Source organism: Ketobacter alkanivorans (assembly GCF_002863865.1).
Classification (GTDB): domain Bacteria; phylum Pseudomonadota; class Gammaproteobacteria; order Pseudomonadales; family Ketobacteraceae; genus Ketobacter; species Ketobacter alkanivorans.
This window is the reverse complement of sequence record NZ_CP022684.1, coordinates 4,815,684-4,841,515: the sequence shown is the minus strand read 5'-3', so window position 1 is coordinate 4,841,515 and position 25,832 is coordinate 4,815,684. Positions and strand designations below refer to the sequence as shown.

General features: G+C 44.7%; 19 protein-coding genes and 2 tRNA genes. 1 reads left to right on the top strand and 20 read right to left on the bottom strand.

The genetic code is table 11. From position 1 onward, the window contains the following. Positions 1–579: 579 nt before the first annotated feature. The 20 genes from Kalk_RS20780 to gltX all read right to left on the bottom strand — a co-directional run bounded on the left by Kalk_RS20780 (position 580) and on the right by gltX (position 24,668). The gene (locus Kalk_RS20780; protein WP_101893641.1) at positions 580–1,446 is read right to left on the bottom strand and encodes an IS3 family transposase; all 867 of its coding nucleotides are present in this window, start codon (positions 1,444–1,446) and stop codon (positions 580–582) included. Continuing rightward, positions 1,443–1,751, bottom strand: coding sequence for a transposase (locus Kalk_RS20775; protein WP_199767909.1), 309 nt, complete (start codon positions 1,749–1,751; stop codon positions 1,443–1,445). Before Kalk_RS20775 ends, Kalk_RS20780 begins: the two co-directional genes overlap by 4 nt. A gap of 183 nt (positions 1,752–1,934) precedes the next feature. After that, positions 1,935–2,411, bottom strand: coding sequence for a hypothetical protein (locus tag Kalk_RS20770; protein WP_101896075.1), 477 nt, complete (start codon positions 2,409–2,411; stop codon positions 1,935–1,937). A gap of 61 nt (positions 2,412–2,472) precedes the next feature. Then, positions 2,473–3,129 carry a hypothetical protein gene (locus tag Kalk_RS20765; protein WP_101896080.1) on the bottom strand — a complete coding sequence of 219 codons (657 nt, stop codon included), beginning with the start codon at positions 3,127–3,129 and terminating at the stop codon, positions 2,473–2,475. 580 nt (positions 3,130–3,709) lie between these two features. Then, positions 3,710–4,342: a hypothetical protein gene (locus Kalk_RS20760; RefSeq protein ID WP_101896079.1), complete on the bottom strand. Its 633-nt coding sequence runs from the start codon at positions 4,340–4,342 to the stop codon at positions 3,710–3,712. 2,430 nt (positions 4,343–6,772) lie between these two features. Next, positions 6,773–7,357, bottom strand: coding sequence for a DUF6630 family protein (locus tag Kalk_RS21400; RefSeq protein WP_199767978.1), 585 nt, complete (start codon positions 7,355–7,357; stop codon positions 6,773–6,775). 578 nt (positions 7,358–7,935) lie between these two features. Beyond that, entirely contained in the window at positions 7,936–8,292 is a 357-nt protein-coding gene (locus Kalk_RS20750; RefSeq protein WP_158643618.1) for a hypothetical protein, read from the bottom strand. 1,549 nt (positions 8,293–9,841) lie between these two features. Beyond that, on the bottom strand, positions 9,842–10,477 hold the full coding sequence (locus Kalk_RS20745) for a hypothetical protein (RefSeq protein ID WP_101896077.1): 636 nt from the start codon (positions 10,475–10,477) through the stop codon (positions 9,842–9,844). A gap of 582 nt (positions 10,478–11,059) precedes the next feature. Beyond that, positions 11,060–11,476: a hypothetical protein gene (locus Kalk_RS20740; RefSeq protein ID WP_101896076.1), complete on the bottom strand. Its 417-nt coding sequence runs from the start codon at positions 11,474–11,476 to the stop codon at positions 11,060–11,062. Between the two features lie 659 nt (positions 11,477–12,135). Further along, on the bottom strand, positions 12,136–12,612 hold the full coding sequence (locus Kalk_RS20735) for a hypothetical protein (RefSeq protein WP_101896075.1): 477 nt from the start codon (positions 12,610–12,612) through the stop codon (positions 12,136–12,138). 585 nt (positions 12,613–13,197) lie between these two features. Further along, positions 13,198–13,764 (bottom strand): outer membrane beta-barrel protein, encoded by a 567-nt coding sequence (locus Kalk_RS20730; protein WP_101896074.1) that lies wholly within the window; start codon positions 13,762–13,764, stop codon positions 13,198–13,200. A 2,436-nt stretch (positions 13,765–16,200) separates the two neighbouring features. Then, positions 16,201–16,560, bottom strand: a complete 360-nt coding sequence (locus Kalk_RS20725; RefSeq protein ID WP_101896073.1) for a hypothetical protein — start codon at positions 16,558–16,560, stop codon at positions 16,201–16,203. A 128-nt stretch (positions 16,561–16,688) separates the two neighbouring features. Further along, complete coding sequence (locus Kalk_RS20720; RefSeq protein WP_101896072.1) at positions 16,689–17,030, bottom strand: Imm8 family immunity protein; 342 nt, start codon at positions 17,028–17,030, stop codon at positions 16,689–16,691. Between the two features lie 115 nt (positions 17,031–17,145). Continuing rightward, on the bottom strand, positions 17,146–17,592 hold the full coding sequence (locus Kalk_RS20715) for a hypothetical protein (protein ID WP_101896071.1): 447 nt from the start codon (positions 17,590–17,592) through the stop codon (positions 17,146–17,148). Positions 17,593–21,119: 3,527 nt separating this feature from the next. Next, positions 21,120–21,467: a hypothetical protein gene (locus tag Kalk_RS20695; RefSeq protein ID WP_101896067.1), complete on the bottom strand. Its 348-nt coding sequence runs from the start codon at positions 21,465–21,467 to the stop codon at positions 21,120–21,122. A 173-nt stretch (positions 21,468–21,640) separates the two neighbouring features. After that, positions 21,641–22,201 (bottom strand): hypothetical protein, encoded by a 561-nt coding sequence (locus tag Kalk_RS20690; protein WP_101896066.1) that lies wholly within the window; start codon positions 22,199–22,201, stop codon positions 21,641–21,643. A gap of 266 nt (positions 22,202–22,467) precedes the next feature. Then, positions 22,468–22,821, bottom strand: a complete 354-nt coding sequence (locus tag Kalk_RS20685; protein ID WP_101896065.1) for a hypothetical protein — start codon at positions 22,819–22,821, stop codon at positions 22,468–22,470. Positions 22,822–22,887: 66 nt separating this feature from the next. Beyond that, a tRNA-Glu gene (locus Kalk_RS20680) sits at positions 22,888–22,963 on the bottom strand. A gap of 28 nt (positions 22,964–22,991) precedes the next feature. Continuing rightward, positions 22,992–23,067, bottom strand: a tRNA-Ala gene (locus Kalk_RS20675). Between the two features lie 116 nt (positions 23,068–23,183). Continuing rightward, positions 23,184–24,668, bottom strand: a complete 1,485-nt coding sequence (gltX, locus tag Kalk_RS20670; protein ID WP_101896064.1) for a glutamate--tRNA ligase — start codon at positions 24,666–24,668, stop codon at positions 23,184–23,186. A 135-nt stretch (positions 24,669–24,803) separates the two neighbouring features. On the opposite strand from gltX, the gene dusA reads away from it, so the two are divergent. Then, complete coding sequence (gene dusA / locus Kalk_RS20665; protein ID WP_101896063.1) at positions 24,804–25,832, top strand: tRNA dihydrouridine(20/20a) synthase DusA; 1,029 nt, start codon at positions 24,804–24,806, stop codon at positions 25,830–25,832.

Sequence of the window (25,832 nt, the reverse complement as noted above, 5' to 3'; positions counted from 1 at the left end):
AACCTGACGAGTATGTGCTCTAACGCTTTGGTAACGGGACCGCCGGAGCAGAACAAGCATGTGGTAAAGTGAGCGCAGCGAGCCGCATGCTTGTGGCGCGTAGGTGGTTCCCGTTGACCAACTTGTTATACAAACCCACCGACCCGCTTTGTTTTATTGTAAACCAAAGTTTTTGCTTAAAATTTACAGCAGCAGTAACCACTAAAAACAGAGTAAAAACCTAAGATGGAAGCTCTCCCCCGTGATTTAAAAATCGAAATCACAGTATTAATTCGACCATAAACTATCTATTTGTTCGAAATACGAAGCCGAGAACTCTTGCCATCTTCTTGGAACCGATCATAAACCCTACAAGAAACAGAAAGATAGCGAAAACAAAAGCATAGTTATTGTCAATAAATACTTCGTCACTTGAGTACTTAGGAAAGACTCTAATTAGAACAAAGAACTGAATCATCAAAAAGGTGATATACCCGATAACGGCCGAAAGAACGCCCGTCGATATACGATCTGACATCTTCAATTTTCTGTTACTCGCCATTCACTGTTGGTGTTCCCCACAAAAAGTAGACACTCTAACTATGCAGCCATAGCAGCTGCTTCCTCATATTCAACGGGGCTTACCCCATCGTTTGCTGAGTGCCTTCTCTTACGGTTATAGAATATCTCGATATAGGCAAATATACCCGATCGAGCCTCATCTATCGTCCGGTAATTCTTCGGGTAGATCAATTCAACCTTGAGCCGACTAAAGAACGACTCCATTGGTGCATTGTCCCAGCAGTTTCCCTTTCGACTCATGCTGATGCTAATTTCGTTAGCGCGTAGATAATCAATGTACGCCTGCGAACGGTATTGGGTGCCTCGATCGGAATGCACGATCAGACCTGGTGTGGTCTCCCTTTGCCGCAGGGCCATATCCATGGCTTTGGATATCAGGGCCTCTGTCATTGAGGTATCCAGGCTCCAGCCCACAATTCGGCGCGAGAACAGATCCATCACCACCGCCAAGTACAACCAACGATCCTTGACCCAGATATAGGTGATATCGGTCGTCCATTTCTCGTTTGGCTGGCAGGCAGAGAAGTCACGCCACAGCAGGTTGTCCGAAACATTATGCATCGTCAGGCTATGTCTGGGATACTTGAAGCCTTTACCATTCAAGGCCCTTATTCCCTGCTCAAACATGATCTGAGCGACATAATTGACGGAACAGGGATGACCAAGCTCCGCCAGCTCTTTAGCCAATCTAGGCGCTCCGTATATGGCCTCAAAAGCCTCGTAGGTGTCTTTGATCAGCTCTTCCATCTCCAGCCGGCGCTGAGCTTGATCACTAATAGGGCGTTCCAGCCACCGATAATAACCGGATCTGGATACCTTCAGAACACGGCACATGAGAGTGACCGGATACTGATCCGTATACTCACTGATCAAGGCGTACTTCACTTTTGGTCGTTCGCGAAGTACGCAGCTGCCTTTTTTAGGAATTCCAACTCCTCTTTGAGCTTCTTGTTTTCCCGACGTAGCCTACGCGTTTCTTCACTCTCCTGCTTAGAATAATCAACACCATCTACCGTATTGAACTGCTTATCAGAAAGACGGGTGAACTGACGACGCCAGTTATAGATCTGCTGGGCACTCACTCCTAGCTCTTTTGCAACCTGAGCAGTAGTAATGCCGTCTTTCGAGGCTCTGTTTACCGCTTCTCGGCGGAATTCTTCGGTATAAGCTTGGGTCTTCTTGCGTGCCATCTCGGACACCTCCATAGTGGTTAGTCTAACTATAAAGGATGTCTACTAATTGTGGGTAACACGGCTGTATAACGCCGCAGTCACGGGACCAGCGCAGTGGAACAAACATGTGATAAACTGAGTGCAGCGAAGCACATGTTTGTGGAGCGTAGCTGGTTCCTGTGCACTGCCTTGTTATACGCGTCACCCATCTGCTCTAACCCCCCCGACTGTTCCGTCTAGTAACTCAGCTGTAAACATGTGTCGATTTTTATCGGCCAAACAATCGAATGACAGTTCCCAATAACCCTTTCGATCTCCATTTTTTGGTATGAAAATCCCAACGAACTTGAAGTTATCAGAGAATTCACCATTAAGTGATTTCTGAAACCAGCTCTCATACTCATTTATCAATGAAGGGGCCACAATCTCGAATTCGTTTTGATAGTTAGCTACAAAATCATTATAGAACTTAACTTGATCTTGGCTTGGGCCTTCCATACCCGCATAGACATTGACACATATCTCTACGCCCAAGGGAGGAAAAACCAGTTCAGACTGCCAAAAATCATCATCGTCACCACAAACTTCAGCAATGAGATTACCAAAAACAGGATGAACCATATCTGGTTCAGGTGGTTTTGACGCAATCATCTTTTTAAATAGATCGATAATGCTCATAGTAGCTCTTCGTATAACGCCCCAATGAGCCGCGCCGCCAGGCGTCGGATTGATTGGCTTGTTATATCATTGCATTGATTTTTTTCAAGGCATCCTTTGCGGGCCTTGAGACTTGTTCGTAGCCATCGGAAGAAAGCTTTAAAGCTACCTCTCTATATAGCTTATTTGGTTTATCACTAATAAGTTGTGCTACAGCCTCTCGAATAAAAAAATCACCATTCGTTGAGAGCTTCTCAACGAGTCCAATACACCGCTCATCGAGCCCCTGGATTAGATAAACCGTACCCTCTGAATAGTAATCACTATCCTTGTCATATGTTGATTCAATATAGTTACACAACCCAGGCACATCTTTAGAATCAACCCTTTTCTCATAGTCGACGTCATCGATATCTTTAGATTCTTTTCCTGCTTTATTAAGGGATTCCACCCAGCTATCCAAGGTTGAAAACTTGAATAGTCGATCACCATCATGAGAGTAGTGAAAAATACAGCCTTTCATCGGCGTTTTTAAAACATAACAGTATGAATTACTATCATTAGCATCATCCAATGGCACTAATCCCAACTCTTCATATATAGGGTCAAACTCAATGAACTCTTTATGCCGCCGTATACTTTCATCCATGGAAAGCGGGCATATTCGGCTTTCAGGATACTCTTTTAGAGCTTTCCCAAGAAAATACAATTCAAGTTCCTTTGAAAGATTAGTACTCATAATCATCCTTTGATATAACGCGAAGTTAACGGGCGGTGCGCAGTGGAATAGGTTTGTGCAATAATGAGCGCAGCGAATGCACAAACCAATGAAGCGTAGCGCCGTCCCGTTGAACGACTTGTTAGAGCAAGAGCCTGCAACAACTGCCCTACCCTTTAACGACCACCACAACCGGGTTTAAAAAATAAGAGCGTGAACTTTAAACACCCATTACGCTCGATGGTGTACAAAAGAAAACCCAATCACTCGTATGGCACAATGCCATCACATGCGAAAGCGGACTACCCAACCTGACTTGGCTTTGAAAAACACCTGGAGCAAGTGACTAAGTAAAGCAACTACTCGGTGAAGACCAATGGATTGCTTCCCATTGGGTTTTCAAGGCTTTTGTTTTGACCGTGTTGAATAATCACACATCCAAAGCCAACTACCAACCTGCTAAAATTCAGCCTGACGAATATGTGCTCTAACGCTTTGGTAACGGGACCGCCGTAGTGGAGCAGGCATGTGGTAGAGTGAGCGCAGCGAACCACATGCTTGCGGAGCGTAGGTGGTTCCCGTTCACCAACTTGTTAAAACCCTACCTCGCCAAGGTATAGAGGGTATTACCCATTTTGCTAACTCTTGTGGCAAGTATGCCCTCAGCCACCATATCTTGAAGAATCTTTCTCAAATCGGACAAATTGCAGTTACCAAATTTTTCAAATCCTGCTTGCTTTGATCCCCACTTTTGCATTCTTAGCGGGGAATACGGAACAGGATAGTATTGACCTAAGAAATCTTTAATTAAAGGTCGCAACTCAGCAGAGGCCACATCTAAAGAAATACCTGATATTTCATCCATACCTCTAACTTTTATATCCAACTCAGAAACTAACTGCCTTAATTCTGACAACTCCTCGATATGCTCTTTGGATTGCTCGTTAAGTACTCGCTCAAATTCAACAGGCCCAATTTTATTAATTCTAATACCTAACTTAGACCATGGAGTGACAGCAAATAAGAACACAGTTGCACAAAATATGAATATTGGGCCAATTTGTAGATCACTAGGTGATGGTGTTTTTTGTGGGCAAATAATGTGGCTCACATATAGCACGACACAAGCCACAGATATCGCGCCAAATACTAACCCTAATAACCACTTGTATAAAGAGGGCAGCTCGAATGCAGAGCCACTTTCAGATAATGGTGTTTCTTCAAACTTATCCAATCTTTACGTCCTTATATGGCTGCACGCTACTTGAGTTTTAACGCGAAGTTAACGGGCGGTGCGCAGCGGAATTGGTTTGTGCAACAATGAGCGCAGCGAATGCACAAACCAATGGAGCGTAGCGCCGTCCCGTTGAACGACTTGTTAGAGCAAGGGCTTGCAACACCTGCCCTACCCTTAAAACACCACCAAAATTGGTTTTAAAAAACAACGCGGGAACTTTAAACACCCATTACGCTCGGTGGTGTACAAAAGAAAACCAAAACCACTCGTATGGCACTATGCCATCACATGCGAAAGCGGACCACCCAACCTGACTTGGCTTTGACAAGCACCTGGAGCGAGTGACTAATCTAAGCACCCACTCAGTGAAGACCAATGGTTTGCAGCCATTGTGTTTTTTGAGGTTTTTTGTTTTGACCGTGTTTACTGGCCACACACCCGAAACCAACCACCAACCTGCTAAAATTCAACCTGACGAATATGTGCTCTAACGCGAAGTTAACGGGCGGTGCGTAGCGGAATTGGTTTGTGCAACAATGAGCGCAGCGAGTGCACAAACCAATGGAGCGTAGCGCCGTCCCGTTGAACGACTTGTTAGCGAAAAAACCTGACTTTATGCAGTTAGTTAATTAATAAACTGGTTTTATGTTTTCAGTGTTTTAAAAGAAAGCAGGAAAAACAATAGAAACCAGCAGAAAAACACTATGAAGTGGCGATAACCTCCAAACCGTTTAACTCGATCACCACTAATGGCACTTTAATCCGTCTCAACGGCTTTAGACACGTGTGGTTCAGCGACTACAGATAACAACCACACATCCATTCTTTGCCTTTAAAGGGTTTACCACCCAGCAAAGCGATCTTCAGATGGCTTTGCCTTTAGATTACAAAACAATCCATGCAATGGTTTGTTATGATGCGCTGAATTTGGGTTCTAGGCTTTTGATTTTGACCTTCGCAGCGCTAACGCGAAGTTAAGTGGCAGCGCGCAGTGGAGCTTACTTGTGCCATAATTTGCGCAGCAAATGCACAAGTTAGCGCAACGTAGCGATGTCCACTTGAACGACTTGTTAGAGCAAGAGCCTGCAACACCTGCCCTACCCTTTAAGCACCGCCAAAATTGGTTTTAAAAAACAAAAGCGTGAACTTTAAACACTCATTACGCTCGATGGTGTACAAAAGAACACCCAAACCAGTCGTATGGCACAATGCCATCACATGCGAAAGCGGACCACCCAACCTGACTTGGCTTTGACAAGAACCTGGAGCAAGTGACTAATCTAAGCACCTACTCGGTGAGGACCAGCGTGTTGCAGCCCATATATTCTTTTCGGTATTTGTTTTGACCTTGTTTATTAACCACACACCCAAAGCCAACCACCAACTTGCTAAAAATCAGCCTGACGAGTATGTGCTCTAACGCGAAGTTAACGGGCGGCGCGCAGTGGAATTGGTTTGTGCAACAATGAGCGTAGCGAATGCACAAACCAATGGAGCGTAGCGCCGTCCCGTTGAACGACTTGTTAGAGCAATAACCTGCAACAACTGCCCTACCCTTTAACGACCACCAAAACCGGGTTTAAAAAATAAGAGCGTGAACTTTAAACACTCATTACGCTCGGTGGTGTACGAGAGAAAACCAAAGCCACTCGTATGGCACTATGCCATCACATGCGAACGCGGACCACCCAACCTGACTTGGCTTTGAAAAGCAATTGGAGCAAGTGACTAATTAAAGCACCTACTCGGTGAAGACCAATGGATTGCTGCCCATTGGGTTTTCAAGGTTTTTGTTTTGACCGTGATTATTGGCCACACACCCAAAACCAACCACCAACTTGCTTAAAAAAAACCTGACGAGTATGTGCTCTAACGCGAAGTTAACGGGCGGCGCGCAGTGGAGTTGGTTTGTGCAACAATGAGCGAAGCGAGTGCACAAACCAATGGAGCGTAGCGCCGTCCCGTTGAACGACTTGTTAGAGCAAGAGCCTGCAACACCTGCCCTACCCTTAAAACACCACCAAAATTGGTTTTAAAAAACAAACGCGGGAACTTTAAATACCCATTACGCTCGGTGGTGTACAAAAGAAAACCAAAACCACTCGTATGGCACTATGCCATCACATGCGAAAGCGGACCACCCAACCTGACTTGGCTTTGACAAGAACCTGGAGCAAGTGACTAATTTAAGCACCCACTCGGTGAGGACCAATGGATTGCTGCCTATCGGTTTTTTAGCTTTTTGTTTTGACCGTGTTTATCAATCACACATCCAAAGCCAACCACCAAACTGCTAAAAACCAGCCTGACGAATATGTGCTCTAACGCCTTGGTAACGGGGCCGACGTAGTGGAACAAATATGTGGTAAAGTGAGCGCAGCGAACCACATATTTGTGGAGCGTAGTTGGCTCCCGTTCACCAACTTGTTACATGCTCTCAAAGTACAACTTGACACTAGCTTTTTTTGCCAGATCAACGATTTCATCAAAATCATTTTCTGAACACAAGAATAGAATTAAAGCATCTGAACCATCATTAATTGCAAGCATTCTTAATCCCACAGAACGCACACAATCAAATATTGTTGGATCATGATCAACGCTGCCAACACCACCAACCAACGAACCAAACCCGTACTTAGTTTCACTATAGAATTTCTCAAGCTTTCTATATACATCTGATTCGTCTAATCCAGCGGGGCTAAGTTCATTTAGCGAACTCAATATGAATGCAGGTTCAGACCTGTTATCTGCGCAAACTACGGAATTCACCTCATATAATGATCTTGATAATGCTTGAGCTGGATTAATATCACTGGGAGACTCAATAAAGCAGTTTTCTTTTTCAAACTCATCTATGCTATCAAAATATTCCTTTGGTGACTCACAGTAAAGACCAACCGATTCAACAGCCTTTTCATTTTTATTAGATATCTTGTCTGCCAAAACAACCAAGGGATGAGCCTTCCTATAAAATTTTGATCTTCCGAATATTCTCTTTAGGTATTTCATAGAACTAAACTCGACTCATGTAACGCGAAGTTAACGGGCGGTGCGCAGTGGAATTGGTTTGTGCAATAATGAGCGCAGCGAGTGCACAAACCAATGGAGCGTAGCGCCGTCCCGTTGAACGACTTGTTAGAGCAAGAGCCTGCAACACCTGCCCTACCCTTTAACCACCACCGAAATTGCTTTAAAAAAACAAATGCGTGAACTTTAAACACCCATTACGCTTGATGGTGTACAAAAGAAAACCAAAACCACTCGTATGGCACTATGCCATCACATGTGAAAGCGAACCACCCAACCTGACTTGGCTTTGACAAGAGCCTGGAGCAAGTGACTAATTTATGCACCGACTCGTTGAGGACCAATGGTTTGCTGCCTATTGGGCTTTTAAGGCTTTTGCTTTGACCGTGTTTAATAATCACACATCAAAAGCGAACTACCAACCTGCTAAAATTCAGCCTGACGAATATGTGCTCTAACGCTTTGGTAACGGGACCGCCGGAGCAGAGCAAGCATGTGGTAAAGTGAGCGTAGCGAACCACATGCTTGCGGCGCGTAGGTGGTTCCCGTTGACCAACTTGTTATACATGACAAGCCCCAACCTTATTGACAATCACCTTAGTTAAAACCCATATCAATCTAATTAGTTCAAACACGCAATATAAGACGATACCGTACATCCAACCAAAGAAAGTTCCGAACACTCTTGGTGCGCCATCTTTCAAAGCATGCTCCATTGCCATTTCATCAGTGGGCGCAAAATTAATAGAATATTCCCAATAGAGATTAACAGCTCCTGCTATCATGCCCCATCCGACCATGATCATAATGATAGCGCGGAAATACCAAGATATATGTAATGTCTTTACAAAGACAACCGCTAGAACAGCTAACGGAATACATAGTATCGCTTCCTGAACAAATTCGTATTGATTCAAATATTTCGATCCCGCCATTTATCTTTAGAGTTGTATACCTGGTTTTGTATAACGCGAAGTTAACGGGAACGGTGGAGCGGAAGCGGTTTGTGCAACAATTGGCGAAGCCAATGCACAAACTGCTGGAGCGTAGCTGGTTCCCGTTGAACGACTTGTTAGAGCAAGAACCTGCAACAACCACCCTACCCTTTAACGACCACTATAATTGGTTTTAAAAAACAAAAGCGTGACCTTTAAACGCCCATTACGCTCGGTGGTGTACAAAAGAAAACCAAAACCACTCGTATGGCACGATGCCATCACATGCGAACGCGGACCACCCAACCTGACTTGGCTTTGAAAAGAACCTGGAACAAGTGACTAATTTAAGCACCGACTCAGTGAGGACCAATGGTTTGCTGCCAATGTGTTTTTTGAGGTTTTTTGTTTTGGCTGTGTTTATTAGCCACGCATCCAAAACCAACCACCAACCTGCCAAAAATCAAACTGACGAGTATGTGCTCTAACGCGAAGTTAACGGGCGGCGCGCAGTGGAATTGGTTTGTGCAACAATGAGCGCAGCGAATGCACAAACCAATGGAGCGTAGCGCCGTCCCGTTGAACGACTTGTTAGCACTGCCCAACGGATAGCACTAACTGCCCATAAAATAATGTTTTGATTCTAGCTTTTTGACCTATAGCGGTAGTAAAAAGCATAAGCGTAGATACGCTACCGCCCTACCCACCAATTTACCGAGCATATGCAACATACGTATTTAATTTAGCCGCACATTCTATCAGAAAACACACAAGAACACTGTCAGGAATACTTACATACTTTGATATGGATATATATCAATAACCAGGAAAACCAACAGTTAAAATGGGTACAAATAGCCTAGTAGTAATCACATAAGAAAGCTTACATAGCTGTATTGTTACATATCATGAAACATTCGATTTAATGATATGTATTTCGGAATTTAGGTTTTTTGAATTTTGACTTGTGCTAACGCGAAGTTAACGGGCGGCGCGCAGTGGAATTGGTTTGTGCAATAATGAGCGCAGCGAGTGCACAAACCAATGGAGCGTAGCGCCGTCCCGTTGAACGACTTGTTAGAGCAAGAGCCTGCAACATCTGCCCTACCCTTCAACGACCACTATAATTGGTTTTAAAAAACAAAAGCGTGAACTTTAATCACCCATTACGCTCGATGGTGTACAAAAGAAAACCTAAACCAGTCGTGTGGCACAACGCCATCACATGCGAACGCGGACCACCCAACCTGACTTGGCTTTGAAAAGCACCTGGAGCAAGTGGTTAATTTAAGCACCTACTCGGTGAGGACCAACGTGTTGCAGCCAATATGCTCTTTTCGGTTTTTGTTTTGGCCGTGTTTATTAACCACACACCCAAAGCCAACCACTAACCTGCTAAAAATCAACCTGCCGAGTATGTGCTCTAACGCTGTGGTCAGTGGACCAGTGTAGTGGAGTAAATTTTATGGTAAAAGAGCGCAGCGATACCATAAAATTTTCGGAGCGTAACTGGTTCCACTGCACCACTTTGTTATAACTTTTGCTGCTTGAGCTTGGGTTTTAGGTAATTTTCAATATCTCCAACTGCTTTTAATAGTTCAAGCTTGAACTCATCATCTTCTTCGTTTGTTGAGAGATCATATATTATATCTCTTTGCTTTTTGTAAATTTCAGCTTTTGATTTTCTCATATCCGGATCACTATCTGGATTAGTTGAATCAAGAAAATACTTAGTATGAATCAGCAATTCATGCTGTAGTTTGAAGACCACTGAAAATAGATCTTTGAGTTCTGCACCCCAAATTGCTTCCGATTCTAAAAGATCCGGATAGAGAGCAAGACGAACTTCATCTACACTATTCCATCTTGACTCATAGGCAGACCTGGTTCCGTAAAACCTAATTTGTTCATTAGACATCCTGGTTCGTTCGTCTTCAGGTGGCTGTGGCATCTCGTAAGCCATCATCATAGGATTTCTAACATTTTGGATTCGATCTCTCAGCTTAAACAAGCTTACTAATACTCTTCTGGAAAGATCGTAGTCGGCTTGGCCATCTAACTGACGCCTCCATGTATTAAGACCTCTAATCGCCACATAGATACCAACTAGCGAAGCAATGAGAAGAACCAAATCTTTCAATACTGATAATATTTCAGGACAACTCACTTAGCTCTCCTCAGTTATAACGCGAAGTTAAGTGGCAGCGCGCAGTGGAGCTTACTTGTGCCATAATTTGCGCAGCAAATGCACAAGTTAGCGCAACGTAGCGATGTCCACTTGAACGACTTGTTAGAGCAAGAGCCTGCAACACCTGCCCTACCCTTAAACGACCACTATAATTGGTTTTAAAAAACAAAAGCGTGAACTTTAAACGCCCATTACGCTCGGTGGTGTACAAAAGAACACCCAAACCAGTCGTATGGCACTATGCCATCACATGCGAAAGCGGACCACCCAACCTGACTTGGCTTTGATAAAAACCTGGAGCAAGTGACAATTTCAAGAACTCACTCAGTGAGGACCAATGGTTTGCTGCCTATGTGTTTTATGAGGTTTTTTGTTTTGACCGTGTTCATCGACCACACACCCAAAACCAACCACCAACTTGCAAAAAATCAGCCTGACGAGTATGTGCTCTAACGCTTTGGTAACGGGCGCAGCGTAGCGGAACCTGTTTGTGGTAAAGTGAGCGTAGCGAACCACAAACTGGTGGAGCGTAGCTGCGTCCCGTTGACCAACTTGTTAGGCTTACCAAAATGACATAATTTTTGTTGCTATAAAAAGAGAAGAAAACCCTGACAATACAAATACAACCTTCACCAATCTATGCAAGGGTGTTGTATAGCATTCTTTATACTGTGCGGTATTTGGAATACCAAGCTTATCTTCAACAGCAATAAGGTTTTTGACTGCCCTTCTTTCACCATCAGCTATGTTAGACATATGCTCTATAACAAAGGGTCCCGATAGAAAAACCACCAAACAAAGTATAAGCCATTCAAACAACTCTCCACCAGCGACGCCACCGAACAAGAGCCCAGTTACACCTAGATATGCGAATGGCAACTGCCACAACTGAGAACTGTACCATCTTGATCTATTGTTCAATTCCGTAAGCTGAACTCTTAAAGATTGACGAACATCATCCTCTTCATTATTACTCATATATCTCTACCGAATAGGACACCAATGCATCTATTAGATATTAACTAATTTCGCTTCGGGTTAAGAAAAAACAAATGCATATTCTCGTCGCCTAACGCGAAGTTAACGGGCGGTGCGCAGTGGAATTGGTTTGTGCAACAATGAGCGCAGCGAATGCACAGACCAATGGAGCGTAGCGCCGTCCCGTTGAACGACTTGTTAGAGCAAGAGCCTGCAACAACTGCCCTACCCTTTAACGACCACTACAACCGGGTTTAAAAAATAAGAGCGTGAACTTTAAACGCGCATTACGCTCGGTGGTGTACAAAAGAAAACCCAAAACACTCGTATGGCACTATGCCATCACATGCGAACGCGGACCACCCAACCTGACTTGGCTTTGACAAGAGCCTGGAGCAAGTGACTAATTTAAGCACCCACTCAGTGAGGACTAATGGTTTGTTGCCAATGTGTTTTTTAGGTTTTTTGTTTTGGCCGTGTTTATTGAACACACACCTAAAACCAACCACCAATCTACTAAAAAGCAGCCTGACGAGTATGTGCTCTAACGCCGCAGTCACGGGACCAGCGCAGTGGAACAAACATGTGATAAACTGAGTGCAGCGAAGCACATGTTTGTGGAGCGTAGCTGGTTCCTGTGCACTGCCTTGTTATACGCGTCACCCATCTGCTCTAACCCCCCCGACTGTTCCGTCTAGTAACTCAGCTGTAAACATGTGTCGATTTTTATCGGCCAAACAATCGAATGACAGTTCCCAATAACCCTTTCGATCTCCATTTTTTGGTATGAAAATCCCAACGAACTTGAAGTTATCAGAGAATTCACCATTAAGTGATTTCTGAAACCAGCTCTCATACTCATTTATCAATGAAGGGGCCACAATCTCGAATTCGTTTTGATAGTTAGCTACAAAATCATTATAGAACTTAACTTGATCTTGGCTTGGGCCTTCCATACCAGCATAGACATTGACACATATCTCTACGCCCAAGGGAGGAAAAACCAGTTCAGACTGCCAAAAATCATCATCGTCACCACAAACTTCAGCAATGAGATTACCAAAAACAGGATGAACCATATCTGGTTCAGGTGGTTTTGACGCAATCATCTTTTTAAATAGATCGATAATGCTCATAGTAGCTCTTCGTATAACGCGAAGTTAACGGGACCGGCGGAGCGGAAGCGGTTTGTGCAACAATTGGCGAAGCCAATGCACAAACTGCTGGAGCGTAGCTGGTTCCCGTTGAACGACTTGTTAGAGCAAGAACCTGCAACAACCACCCTACCCTTTAACGACCACCATAATTGGTTTTAAAAAACAAAAGCGTGAACTTTAAACGCCCATTACGCTCGGTGGTGTACAAAAGAACACCTAAGTCACTCATATGGCACGATGCCATCACATGTGAAAGCGGACCACCCAACCTGACTTGGCTTTGACAAGAGCCTGGAGCAAGTGACAATTTCAGGAACTCACTCAGTGAGGACCAATGGTTTGCTGCCAATGTGTTTTTTAGGTTTTGTTTTGACCATGTTTATTGCCCACGCACCCAAAACCAACCACCAACCTGATAAAAGCCAACCTGACGAGTATGTGCTCTAACGCGAAGTTAACGGGCGGCGCGCAGTGGAATTGGTTTGTGCAATAATGAGCGCAGCGAGTGCACAAACCAATGGAGCGTAGCGCCGTCCCGTTGAACGACTTGTTAGCTAAACACCGCTAAAACCCAAAGTTAGCTCCAACTGAAGTGTAGTGCAAATCAACGTCGTATACATCATACAAGCTATATCCTGCCTTCAACTTGAAATTTGGTGACACTTCGTACATCAACCCAAAACCGAGTGCCAAATCACTTCCATCTTCATTATCAGAGCCACTACCATAACCTGAAACATGTACATTAAGATCAGCATCCCACATGAAAAACCCGACTCTACCATATGCAGAAAACTTGTCGCTTAGCTTGTCGACGCCAACAATAGAGAACTCAATACCAGATATCTCTACACTCGCGCCACTCACGCTATACCCGGATAAAGATGAGATCATATTAAGCATAGAACCATCAGCTTCAAACTCTCCCAAGTTTGTATAAGAAGCCTCAATTGAAAAGCTTCTGTTCAGATCAAATCCGCCGCTTAATCTAAATCCGTTATCGTCTTCAAAACCTTCTTCATCGGTGCTACTAAAACCAATAGAAGCTCCTAAATATCCAGCCGCATGTACTCCTTGTGAAATTATGAATATAACGAAAGCAGACAAAATAGGATATCTATACTTCTTCATTAATCACCTTACATTATTGTAGTTAGTTTATTTGTTAATATGACCTAAATATATTTTTCTGGGCAGCTAACGCGAAGTTAACGGGCGGTGCGCAGTGGAATTGGTTTGTGCAATAATGAGCGCAGCGAGTGCACAAACCAATGGAGCGTAGCGCCGTCCCGTTGAACGACTTGTTAGAGCAAAAGCTTGCAGCACCTGCCCTACCCTTACAACACCACCAAAATTGGTTTTAAAAAACAAAAGCGTGAACTTTAAACGCCCATTACGCTCGATGGTGTACAAAAGAACACCCAAATCAGTCGTATGGCACCATGCCATCACATGTGAAAGCGGACCACCCAACCTGACTTGGCTTTGACCAGAACCTGGAGCAAGTGACTAATTTAAGCACCCACTCATTGAGTACCAATGGTTTGCAGCCTATATGTTTTTTGAGGTTTTTTGTTTTGACCGTGTTCATCGACCACACACCCAAAACCCACCACAAACCTGCCAAAAATCAACCTGACGAGTATGTGCTCTAACGCGAAGTTAACGGGCGGTGCGCAGTGGAATTGGTTTGTGCAATAATGAGCGCAGCGAATGCACAAACCAATGGAGTGTAGCGCCGTCCCGTTGAACGACTTGTTAGAGCAAGAGCTTGCCGCACCTGGCCCACCCTTTAACGACCACTATAATTGGTTTTAAAAAACAAGAGCGTGAACTTTAAACACCCATTACGCTCGGTGGTGTACAAAAGAACACCAAAATCAGTCGTATGGCACAATGCCATCACATATGAAAGCGGACCACCCAACCTGACTTGGCTTTGACAAGAACCTGGAGCAAGTGACTATTTCAAGAGCCCACTAGGTGATGACCAATGGTTTGCAGCCCATATGTACTTTTTGGTTTTTGCTTTGGCCGTGTTTATTAACCACACACCCAAAGCCAACCACCAACCTGCTAAAAATCAACCTGACGAATATGTGCTCTAACGCGAAGTTAAGTGGCAGCGCGTAGTGGAGCTTACTTGTGCCATAATTTGCGCAGCAAATGCACAAGTTAGCGCAACGTAGCGATGTCCACTTGAACGACTTGTTAGAGCAAGAGCTTGCAGAGCCTGCCCTACCGTTTAACGACCACAAAAATTGGTTTTAATAAACAAGAGCGTGAACTTTAAACGCCCATTACGCTCGGTGGTGTACAAAAGAACACCGAAGCCAGTCGTATGGCACAATGCCATCACATGCGAACGCGGACCACCCAACCTGACTTGGCTTTGACAAGAACCTGGAGCAAGTGACTAATTTAAGCACCCACTCGGTGAGGACCAATGGTTTTCTGCCTATTGGGTTTTCAAGGTTCTTGTTTTGACCGTGTTTATCAATCACACATCCAAAGCCAACCACCAAACTGCCAAAAATTAGCCTGACGAGTATGTGTTCTAACGCGAAGTTAACGGGCGGTGCGCAGCGGAATTGGTTTGTGCAACAATGAGCGCAGCGAATGCACAAACCAATGGAGCGTAGCGCCGTCCCGTTGAACGACTTGTTAGAGCAAGAGCCTGCAACACCTGCGCTACCCTTTAACCACCACCATAACAGGTTTTAAAAAACAAAAGCGTGAACTTTAAACACCCATTACGCTCGATGGTGTACAAAAGAAAACCCAATCACTCGTATAGCACTATGCCATCACATGCGAAAGCGGACCAGCCAACCTGACTTGGCTTTGACAAGCACCTGGAGCGAGTGACTAATCTAAGCACCCACTCAGTGAGAACCAATGGTTTGCAGCCAATGTGTTTTTTGAGGTTTTTTGTTTTGACCGTGTTTATTGGCCACGCACCCAAAACCAACCACCAACCTGATAAAAATAAACCTGACGAGTATGTGCTCTAACGCGAAGTTAACGGGTGGTGCGTAGTGGAGTTGGTTTGTGCAACAATGAGCGCAGCGAGTGCACAAACCAATGGAGCGTAGCGCCGTCCCGTTGAACGACTTGTTAGAGCAAGAGCCTGCAACAACCGCCCTACCCTTTAACAACCACTAAAATTGGTTTTAAAAAACAAGAGCGTGAACTTTTAACATCCATTACGCTCTATGGTGTACAAAAGAACACCCAAACCACTCGTATTGCACTATGCCATCACATGCGAACGCGGACCACACAACCTGACTTGGCTTTGACCAGAGCCCGGAGCAGGTGACTATTTCAAGAACTCACTCGGTGAGGACCAATGGTTTGCTGCCTATCGGATTTTTAGCTTTTGCTTTGGCTGTGTTTATTAGCCACGCATCCAAAGCCAACCACCAACCTGCCAAAAATCAACCTGACGAGTATGTGCTCTAACGCTTTGGTAACGGGACCGCCGGAGCGGAACAAGCATGTGGTAACGTGAGCGCAGCGAACCACATGCTTGTGGAGCGTAGGTGGTTCCCGTTCACCAACTTGTTATGCATTTAACCCTCCATAATAGCTACTTATACCCTCTATATATACACTGCCTTTTGAGTTCTGAATTAACTCAACAAAGATACCAGTAGAAAATTCAAGAGGAAAATCGCATTCAATCAGTGCCACTAGACTACTGTCATTTTCATTAAAATATTTTATATTAACTGTGGATTTAGAATCGTTAATTTCGCCAACAGCCTCATCACGCGCCGCTTCAAAATCTTCTTTTATTGCCAATGATGGCTCCCGATCAAAGCAAAGGGCATAGGAATACTTATCAGCAATCTTTTGATAATCACCATTCCGTAACAAACTTACAACTTCAACACCAACTTCATTCAATTCAGCTTCAGTCATATTAGTCGTATTGCATAACGTCGTGGTCACGGGACCAATGCAGTGGAACAAACATGTGATAAAATGAGCGAAGCGAAGCACATGTTTGTGGAGCGTAATTGGTTCCCGTGCACCACATTGTTATGCATTCACCGCATAGTCTCATATTCCCACTTGAAGTGTTTGGACAATTGCATACTAATACCTTGCCAGTTTATATCTTTGCAAGCTTCAACTATCGAGTGCAAAATGGCTAATGCATGGTTCCAATTTTCATAATACGGGATAACAACTAGATACCGTTTATCCGTTATTCTCGATAACGCCCTATTCGTTGCAATATGAACTGCAAAATTATCAGAACCTTCTTCACCCGAAACACCAATAGCAATATTACACCAAAATTCCACATCAGACGGATCATCAGGAACCCACTCCTCTATAGGATCGTGATCGATGCAGTCCCAGCTTATGATTGAGGGTGTCTTCATGTTTTCACACTACGTTTAACTCTAACTGCAACGCACAGATTCAGTCTTTGCATAACGCTGGAGTTAAGCTGCCGCGCGTAGCGCGGTCAGCTTGAACGACTTGTTAGGCGGCGCCCTACCAATTAAAACTCAAAAATGCCACAACAAATACGAATCCAAGCGCGAATGAAATATGAAATGCAAAATGCGCATAAAGGTAAATTGGCCTAGCGATAGCCTTTGAGCCCGAGCCCTTTAAGTGCTGAACCGCTGCCTCCTCACCGTATAAATCCAAAACATTATCTATTTCGTTCGCTGAATCAAATTTAGTCTGCACCTCTGTGTGCAGAATTACCACCCCGGAAAATATAACTACAACAAAGAATATGAACCCAAGAATAAGAAGAAATGAAAACTCTGGGTTATCTGGAACATAGTTTTCTTTGAATGCAATAAGTACAGACAAAAACGTACTGGATATCGTGATTATCATACGGACCCAAGACTTCAGCTCTTCGTTGCTTTGAGTTCTCAACCTGCGCGCAACATCGACAGGTCTTATTTGTTTGATTTCTGGGTTCATAATTCTTTGTTAGCCTAACGCTTTGGTAACGGGACCGCCGGAGCGGAGCAAGCATGTGGTAAAGTGAGCGCAGCGAACCACATGCTTGCGGAGCGTAGGTGGTTCCCGTTGACCAACTTGTTATACATTTTTTACTCATTTAAAGACCCTAGAAATCAATAGGATCGATATCTTTAGATTTACCGACTGCCCTAATTGAATAGACAACAAATCTATACGGAAAATCAATTATAAAATCCGCAACATCCAACCAATCGTACGCATCAGGTCTATTACTTCTATTTAAATTCGGCCTTAAGTAGTGAGAAAGAGTAAAACTTATAAAAATTCCAATGAACACTGACCAATCAAAACCGTTACTGAATAGGTCATAAACCAGACAACAACCAAGTATAAAAATAGCAATGGCGAGTATAAAGCGACAATAATCTACCCAGTCATCCATACAAATTAATCTGATCTCTTAATTAGGTAAATATCAATAAACTTCGAAAATAATGGAGCCATGTATAACGCTTTGGTAACGGGACCGCCGGAGCGGAGCAGGCATGTGGTAAAGTGAGCGCAGCGAACCACATGCTTGTGGAGCGTAGGTGGTTCCCGTTGACCAACTTGTTATACAAACCCACCGACCCGCTTTGTTTTTCTTGTAAACCAAAGTTTTTGCTTAAAATTTACAGCAGCAGTAACCACTAAAAACAGAGTAAAAACCTAAGATGGAAGCTCTCCCCCGTGATTTAAAAATCGAAATCACAAGGTTAATTCGACCATAAACTATCTATTTGTTCGAAATACGAAGCCGAGAACTCTTACCATCTTCTTGGAACCGATCATAAACCCTGCAAGAAACAGAAAGATAGCGAAAACAAAAGCATAGTTATTGTCAATAAATACTTCGTCACTTGCGTACTTAGGAAAAACTCTAACTAGAACAAAGAACTGAATCATCAAAAAGGTGATATACCCGATAACGGCCGAAAGAACGCCCGTCGATATACGATCTGACATCTTCAATTTTCTGTTACTCGCCATTCACTGTATAACGCGAAGTTAACGGGCGGCGCGCAGTGGAATTGGTTTGTGCAATAATGAGCGCAGCGAATGCACAAACCAATGGAGCGTAGCGCCGTCCCGTTGAACGACTTGTTAGAGCAAGAGCTTGCAGCACCTGCCCTGCCCTTTAACGACCACTATAATTTGTTTTAAAAAATAAAAGCGTGAACTTTAAACACCCATTACGCTCGATGGTGTACAAAAGAAAACCAAAAACACTCGTATGGCACAATGCCATCACATATGAAAGCGGACCACCCAACCTGACTTGGCTTTGACCAGAACCCGGAGCAAGTGACTAATTCAAGAACTCACTCGGTGAGGACCAATGGATTGCCGCCTATCGGTTTTTTAGCTTTGTTTTGGCTGTGTTTATTAGCCACGCATCCAAAGCCAACCACCAACCTGCCAAAAATCAACCTGACGAGTATGTGCTCTAACGCGAAGTTAACGGGCGGCGCGCAGAGGAATTGGTTTGTGCAACAATGAGCGCAGCGAATGCACAAACCAATGGAGCGTAGCGCCGTCCCGTTGAACGACTTGTTAAGTATTCAGCCACTTAATTATTAAAACCGAAACTAACGCAATGGTAGGAATTTGGAATACTGCACAAACAATGATGCTAGGTATTAGGATTAGTTTTGAATTACAAAATAGTCTAACATAATTTTTACTCAACAATGCCACTAATAGAAATACTATCATTGACCCCAAAAAGCTTATTGCCCAAACAACCTCATTTGAAGCAATTAACGCAACAAAAGCGCTTGCAAAAAGTATTGCCGTCATCAAAGAGCAATTCACCGTGTAGGTCTTAAATCTTACATTCGAAATATCTCTGTGTTTCTTGGATTGGAAGTACATTAGAAACACACTAAAAATCCCTACAATTATTGTATATGAGACTACGATAAGGGGGCCTATTACCCCAGCACCTGCTGCACCGAACATACTTAATTAGAAACCCGATATATACTTAACGCGAAGTTAACGGGCGGTGCGCAGTGGAATTGGTTTGTGCAACAATGAGCGCAGCGAATGCACAAACCAATGGAGCGTAGCGCCGTCCCGTTGAACGACTTGTTAGAGCAAGAACCTGCAACAACCACCCTACCCTTTAACCACCACAAAAATTGGTTTTAGAAAAACAAAAGCGTGAAGTTTAAACGCCCATTACGCTCGATGGTGTACAAAAGAACACCCAAACCAGTCGTATGGCACAACGCCATCACATGCGAAAGCGAACCACCCAACCTGACTTGGCTTTGACCAGAACCTGGAACAAGTGACTATTTCATGAGCCCACTAGGTGAGGACCAATGGTTTTCTGGCAATGTGTTTTTTAGGTTTTTTGTTTTGACCGTGTTTATTCGCCACACACCCAAAACCAACCACCAACTTGCTAAAAATCAACCTGACGAATATGTGCTCTAACGCGAAGTTAACGGGCGGTGCGCAGTGGAATTGGTTTGTGCAATAATGAGCGCAGCGAGTGCACAAACCAATGGAGCGTAGCGCCGTCCCGTTGAACGACTTGTTAGCGAAAAAACCTGACTTTATGCTGTTGGTTAATTAATAGATTGGTTTTATGTTTTTAGTGTTTTAAAAGAAAACAGGCGGAACCACTAAAAACTACCAGAAAACACTATGAACTCGCGATAACCACCAAACCGTTTAACTCGCCCCCCGCTAATGGCACTTTAAACCCTCTCAACGGCTTTAGAGACGTGTGGTTTAGCGAATACCGATAACCACCACACATCCATGCTTTGCCTTTAAAGGATTTACCACCCAGCAAAGCGATCTTCAGATGGCTTTGCCTTTAGATTACAAAACAATCCATGAGTGGTTTGTTTTGACGCGCAGAGTTTGGGTTTTAGGCTTTTGATTTTGACCTTCGCAGCGCTAACGCGAAGTTAACGGGCGGTGCGCAGTGGAATTGGTTTGTGCAACAATGAGCGCAGCGAATGCACAAACCAATGGAGCGTAGCGCCGTCCCGTTGAACGACTTGTTAGAGCAAGAACCTGCACCAACTGACCCACTGATTAACGACCACTAAAATTGGTTTTAGAAAAACAAAAGCGTGAACCTTAAACACTCATTACGCTCGGTGGTGTACAAAAGAACACCCAAATCAGTCGTATGGCACAATGCCATCACATGCGAAAGCGAACCACCCAACCTGACTTGGCTTTGACAAGAACCTGGAGCAAGTGAATATTTCAAGAACTCACTCAGTGATGACCAATGGATTGCTGCCTATCGGTTTTTTAGATTTTTGTTTTGGCTGTGTTTATTAGTCACGCATCCAAAGCCAACCACCAACCTGCCAAAAATCAACCTGACGAGTATGTGCTCTAACGCAAAGTTAAGGGGACCGGCGCAGTGGAGGTGGTTTGTGCGATAATTGGCAAAGCCAATGCGCAAACCACCGGAGCGTAGCCGGTTCCCCTTGAACGACTTGTTATCTGCATTACGTGAAATAGACATAAGCAATAAGACCTGACAGCCAGGGAAATGTGGCTAATGAAACGAAACCCAGAAACATTGTAATCCCTTCGACCAAACCTCTTGATTTAACCAAATAGAAAGGTAGAACAAATGGCCAAGCAACGAAATACACGTAACCGAGATCGAGAAACTTTGATCCCTTGCTTTCCTGATCTTTAACAGCCCATACTGCAAACAGAATGGCCACCACAAAATTCCATAATGTATATGTTCTTTCTGACCAATCACTGTCGTTTAGTATCAAGTACACATTTACTGTCGAAGCTACCGCTACAAATATCACAATAAATATAAAGATAGATTTATGCATCTGAGGTCTCAACCGGTTTCGCTATCTTCGTTCTCAGATAACGCCTTGGTCACGGGACCAACGTAGTGGAACAAGCATGTGGTAGAGTGAGCGTAGCGAACCACATGCTTGTGGAGCGTAGGTGGGTCCCGTGCACCAAATTGTTATACGCAAACTCGGCATAAACATTAGTTCTAAATGAAATTTTGGAACGCGCAATATACTCGAAACATGCCCCATAAAAATAATCCATATGTCGAGAAACCAAACAAGACAGCAACCCAATTAAGTAATTTATATACTTTAGTACCTTCGTTATATAAATACTGGCTTAGATAGGTCAATCCTGAAGTCACAGACACCATCAATACACTTAAAACAAAAGGTATAAGAGCTTCAGAGAATATTGGAACCTTTTGAGGCATATTAGCCGCCAAATGCCCAATGAACGCAAGAATTGCTACCGATGCCCCACCATTTAATAAAAATGAAGATCGAATAGCATTTTGTCCAGACAAAATTACTGATCGGTAAATCTCAAGATTGGCTGTATTTTCATACTTAGTTGATTCTATATGAAGTTGTAATGTTGCTTTGTGCCGTTCAATATCAGCTTCTGAAACATCTTCGATCTGCGAATCCAAGACCTGATTCAAATACTCTAATAGACCGTCACTATTAATTTGACGAATTCCGCTTGCCTTTAAGTCTTCGATCTGCTGTATAAGATTCTCAATAAATTTTCGCGTATTCATTCATTGCACCGTAAACGTATAACTCTTAATGTACAACTCCCCAAACCTAGGCAGCAATCCAAATACAGGAAAGCATCCAAATCTGGAATCAATTCAGATATAGCTGTCGCTTTATAGGAAAAAATATAAGGGGAGTATGATCATAAGACACGCTACCGCCCCACCCATGTCGCGGGTGTAAGTGTTGGCAAGCTATTTAGCCATATATTTTATGGTTATTAACCAGCGCAATAAAGTGAATATTACCAATTTACAACACTTGACCACTAACCTTGACGCAAACGCTCAATCATTCCCAGTTTGACTACTTTTCCGAGCGGTAGACGCCATAAATCCGACAATCTGTCGTAAATCCCTCCAGCCTCTATCACTTGCTTTTTAGCTGCAAAATCACCCCGCGATACGTATACACCAACACATAACGCCCGCTCTTCAGGGGTGAGTCTGTAAAGTTTATTGTGATCAATCGGCCCTTCGTCAACGATGAGCTCTATTGTTGTGTAGCGACGCTTCTTCTCGTCATCTTTGCGATAGCGCACGCAAACCAGCCGGTCTCCGTAACGTTCTGTGAGTTTCTTGGTGCCGCTGTCGCCGGGGCGAAGGGTTTTGATAACGTCCATATGTCTCTCCATGACAACTTCATGAATATATAGACATTATGGAGGCAAGGAATTGATGGTAGAAAGTGGCGTCCCCTAGGGGGTTCGAACCCCTGTTACCGCCGTGAAAGGGCGGTGTCCTAGGCCACTAGACGAAGGGGACGCAATTTGAATCGAACCACATCGAAATATGGTGGAGCTAGGCGGGATCGAACCGCCGACCTCTACAATGCCATTGTAGCGCTCTCCCAGCTGAGCTATAGCCCCATTTCCGGTTAACCTGCTGATTTTGAAGTGTATTTCAACTCCGTTTCAGAGAATCACCTGAAGAGGCTGCGAATTCTAAGTAGGATCCGCAGACCTGTCAACCGTTTTAGGTTATTTTAAAGGTCAAAACCTCGAAACTCTTTCTCCCAGGCTTTCGCTTCTTTTTTGCTCGGCCCACCCAGCAGGTCCAAGGCATGCCTGAGACGGGCTCGGGTCATATCAGAGCCAAGAATGACCATTGCATCCATTATAGATGGCGCTGCGGCACGCCCTGATATCGCAACAAACAGAGGCATCATGAAGTCTTTCATCTTCAGTTCCATCTGTTGACTGATACCGCTCAGGGATTGGCTTATTGTATCCCGATCCCAACTACGCGCCAACTCAAGCTGCCACAGGGAATATTGCAATACTTTTCGGACTTGAACCGCTTCCAGCTTGGGAAACTCAAACTGTTCGGCCTCAATGGACAATTGACCCGCCACAAAAAAGTCTGCCAGCTTTACTATATCCGACAAAACTTCCAGGCGAGTTTGAATCAACGGCAGTACTGGCATCAGATAGTCTTCGTTAAAGGCCCAATCCTTTAGCTTTTGCGCTAATTGCTCTGGCGTGCAGGATTCGCGGATCCAAAGACCATTCAGCCAGCTGAGCTTGGTCGTATCGAACACCGGCCCCCCTAAGGAGACGCGCTGGATATCAAAGTTATCCTGCATTTGCTGAAGTGTGAATTTTTCGCTTTCGTCCGGCATCGACCACCCCATGCGGCCGAGGTAGTTCACTACAGCTTCAGGCAAAAAGCCCATGCGCTTGTAGTAATTGATGCTGGTGGGATTCTTGCGCTTGCTGAGCTTGCTTTTATCAGGGTTACGCAACAACGGCATGTGGCAGAGAACCGGCATATCCCAACCGAAATATTCATAAAGCAATTTGTGCTTGGGAGCGGAGTTAATCCATTCTTCTCCACGAATAACGTGGGTGATGGCCATCAGGTGATCATCCACTACGTTGGCCAGATGATAAGTGGGCATGCCATCGCTTTTCATCAGTATCTGAGCGTCGACCTGCCCCCAATCCAACTCGATGGTGCCTCGCAGCAGATCAGCGATTTCACACTTACCCTCCTCCGGCACCATCATTCGAATAACGTAGGGAGCGCCAGCAGCCTTTCGCTTGGCTACTTCATCTTCAGGCAGGATCAAGTCTGACGGCTTTAACGCGGTATGCTTGCCCTCTGACTTACGCGCCTCCCGCAACTCATCAAGCTCTTCCGGGGTGCGATAGCAAACGAAGGCATGACCGCTGTCCAGCAGCTTTTGTGCATGCTCTTGGTAGATCTCCGAGCGCTCACTTTGCCGATAGGGGCCGTATTCACCACCCACGTCGGGGCCTTCTTCCCAGTTCAAACCAAGCCAGCGTAAGGAGTCGAGGATCATGGCCTCGGATTCAGGCGTACTGCGAACCTGATCGGTGTCCTCGATGCGCAGGATGAACTGGCCACCCATCTTATGCGCAAACACCATGTTAAACAGTGCTATATAAGCGGTTCCAACGTGGGGATCACCGGTGGGTGAAGGCGCGACGCGAGTTCTGACTGACATGTTTGTAATCCTGTAAACGATTTTCAGGGGCGCCATTATAGCCAGTTGCCGGTTAGGTAAAAAGAACTGATGGAGTGGTATAATGCGCGTCTGCAGTTTGATAACAAGGCCGAAAGCTGGTTGTAGCCCTCTGATATGAATAGAAAAACCATCAACAGACGCTTCTGCGTTGCCCCTATGCTGGATTGGACAGACAGCCACTGCCGTGGATTTCATCGTTTGATGACCAAGGAATCTGTGCTGTATACGGAAATGGTTACCACAGGTGCCTTAGTATATGGTGATGTGGAACGACATTTAGGTTACATCGAAGCAGAGCACCCGGTTGCCCTGCAGTTAGGTGGCAGTGACCCCACGGATTTGGCTCACTGCAGCAAGCTGGCACAAAGCTATGGTTACGATGAGGTCAACCTGAATGTGGGCTGCCCCAGCGATCGCGTACAATCTGGCCGTTTTGGCGCTTGTTTGATGGCCGATCCAGGCTTGGTAGCGGAATGCACTGCCGCCATGATAGAAGCGGTGGATATCCCTGTCACGGTGAAGTGCCGTATCGGCATTGACGAGCAGGATGATTACGCAGACCTTCAACGCTTCGTTTCGCTGGTCGCCGATAGTGGTGTGACTACGTTTATTGTCCATGCCCGCAAGGCTTGGCTGGACGGTTTGAGTCCAAAGGAAAATCGGGATATTCCACCTCTGAACTATGATCGAGTTTACCTGCTGAAGGAGGAGTTCCCAGATCTGGAAATCATCATTAACGGCGGAATAAATAACCTTGATGAAACCCTGCTGCAATTGGAAAAGGTTGATGGCGTAATGATGGGGCGTGCAGCCTATCAAAGCCCCTTCATATTGAAAGAGGTGGATCAGCGCATCTATGGCAGTGAGCGCCCCGTTATCAGTGATGCCGAGCTGATTGAGCAACTGTGCGATTATGTTGAGCTACGGCTGGCAGGCGGAGCCCAATTGAAGTACATCAGTCGGCACGTTGTTGGTCTGTTTCAAAGTCGGGCCGGGGCTCGCCAATGGAGGCGCTATCTCAGTGAAAACGCATTTAAACCAGGGTCTGGGACTGAAGTGATACGCGCGGCGGCAGCCTTTATCCCGGATTTGTCATATGATAGCGACATAACTACGCCATCTATTTCAAACACAAGGCAGTAA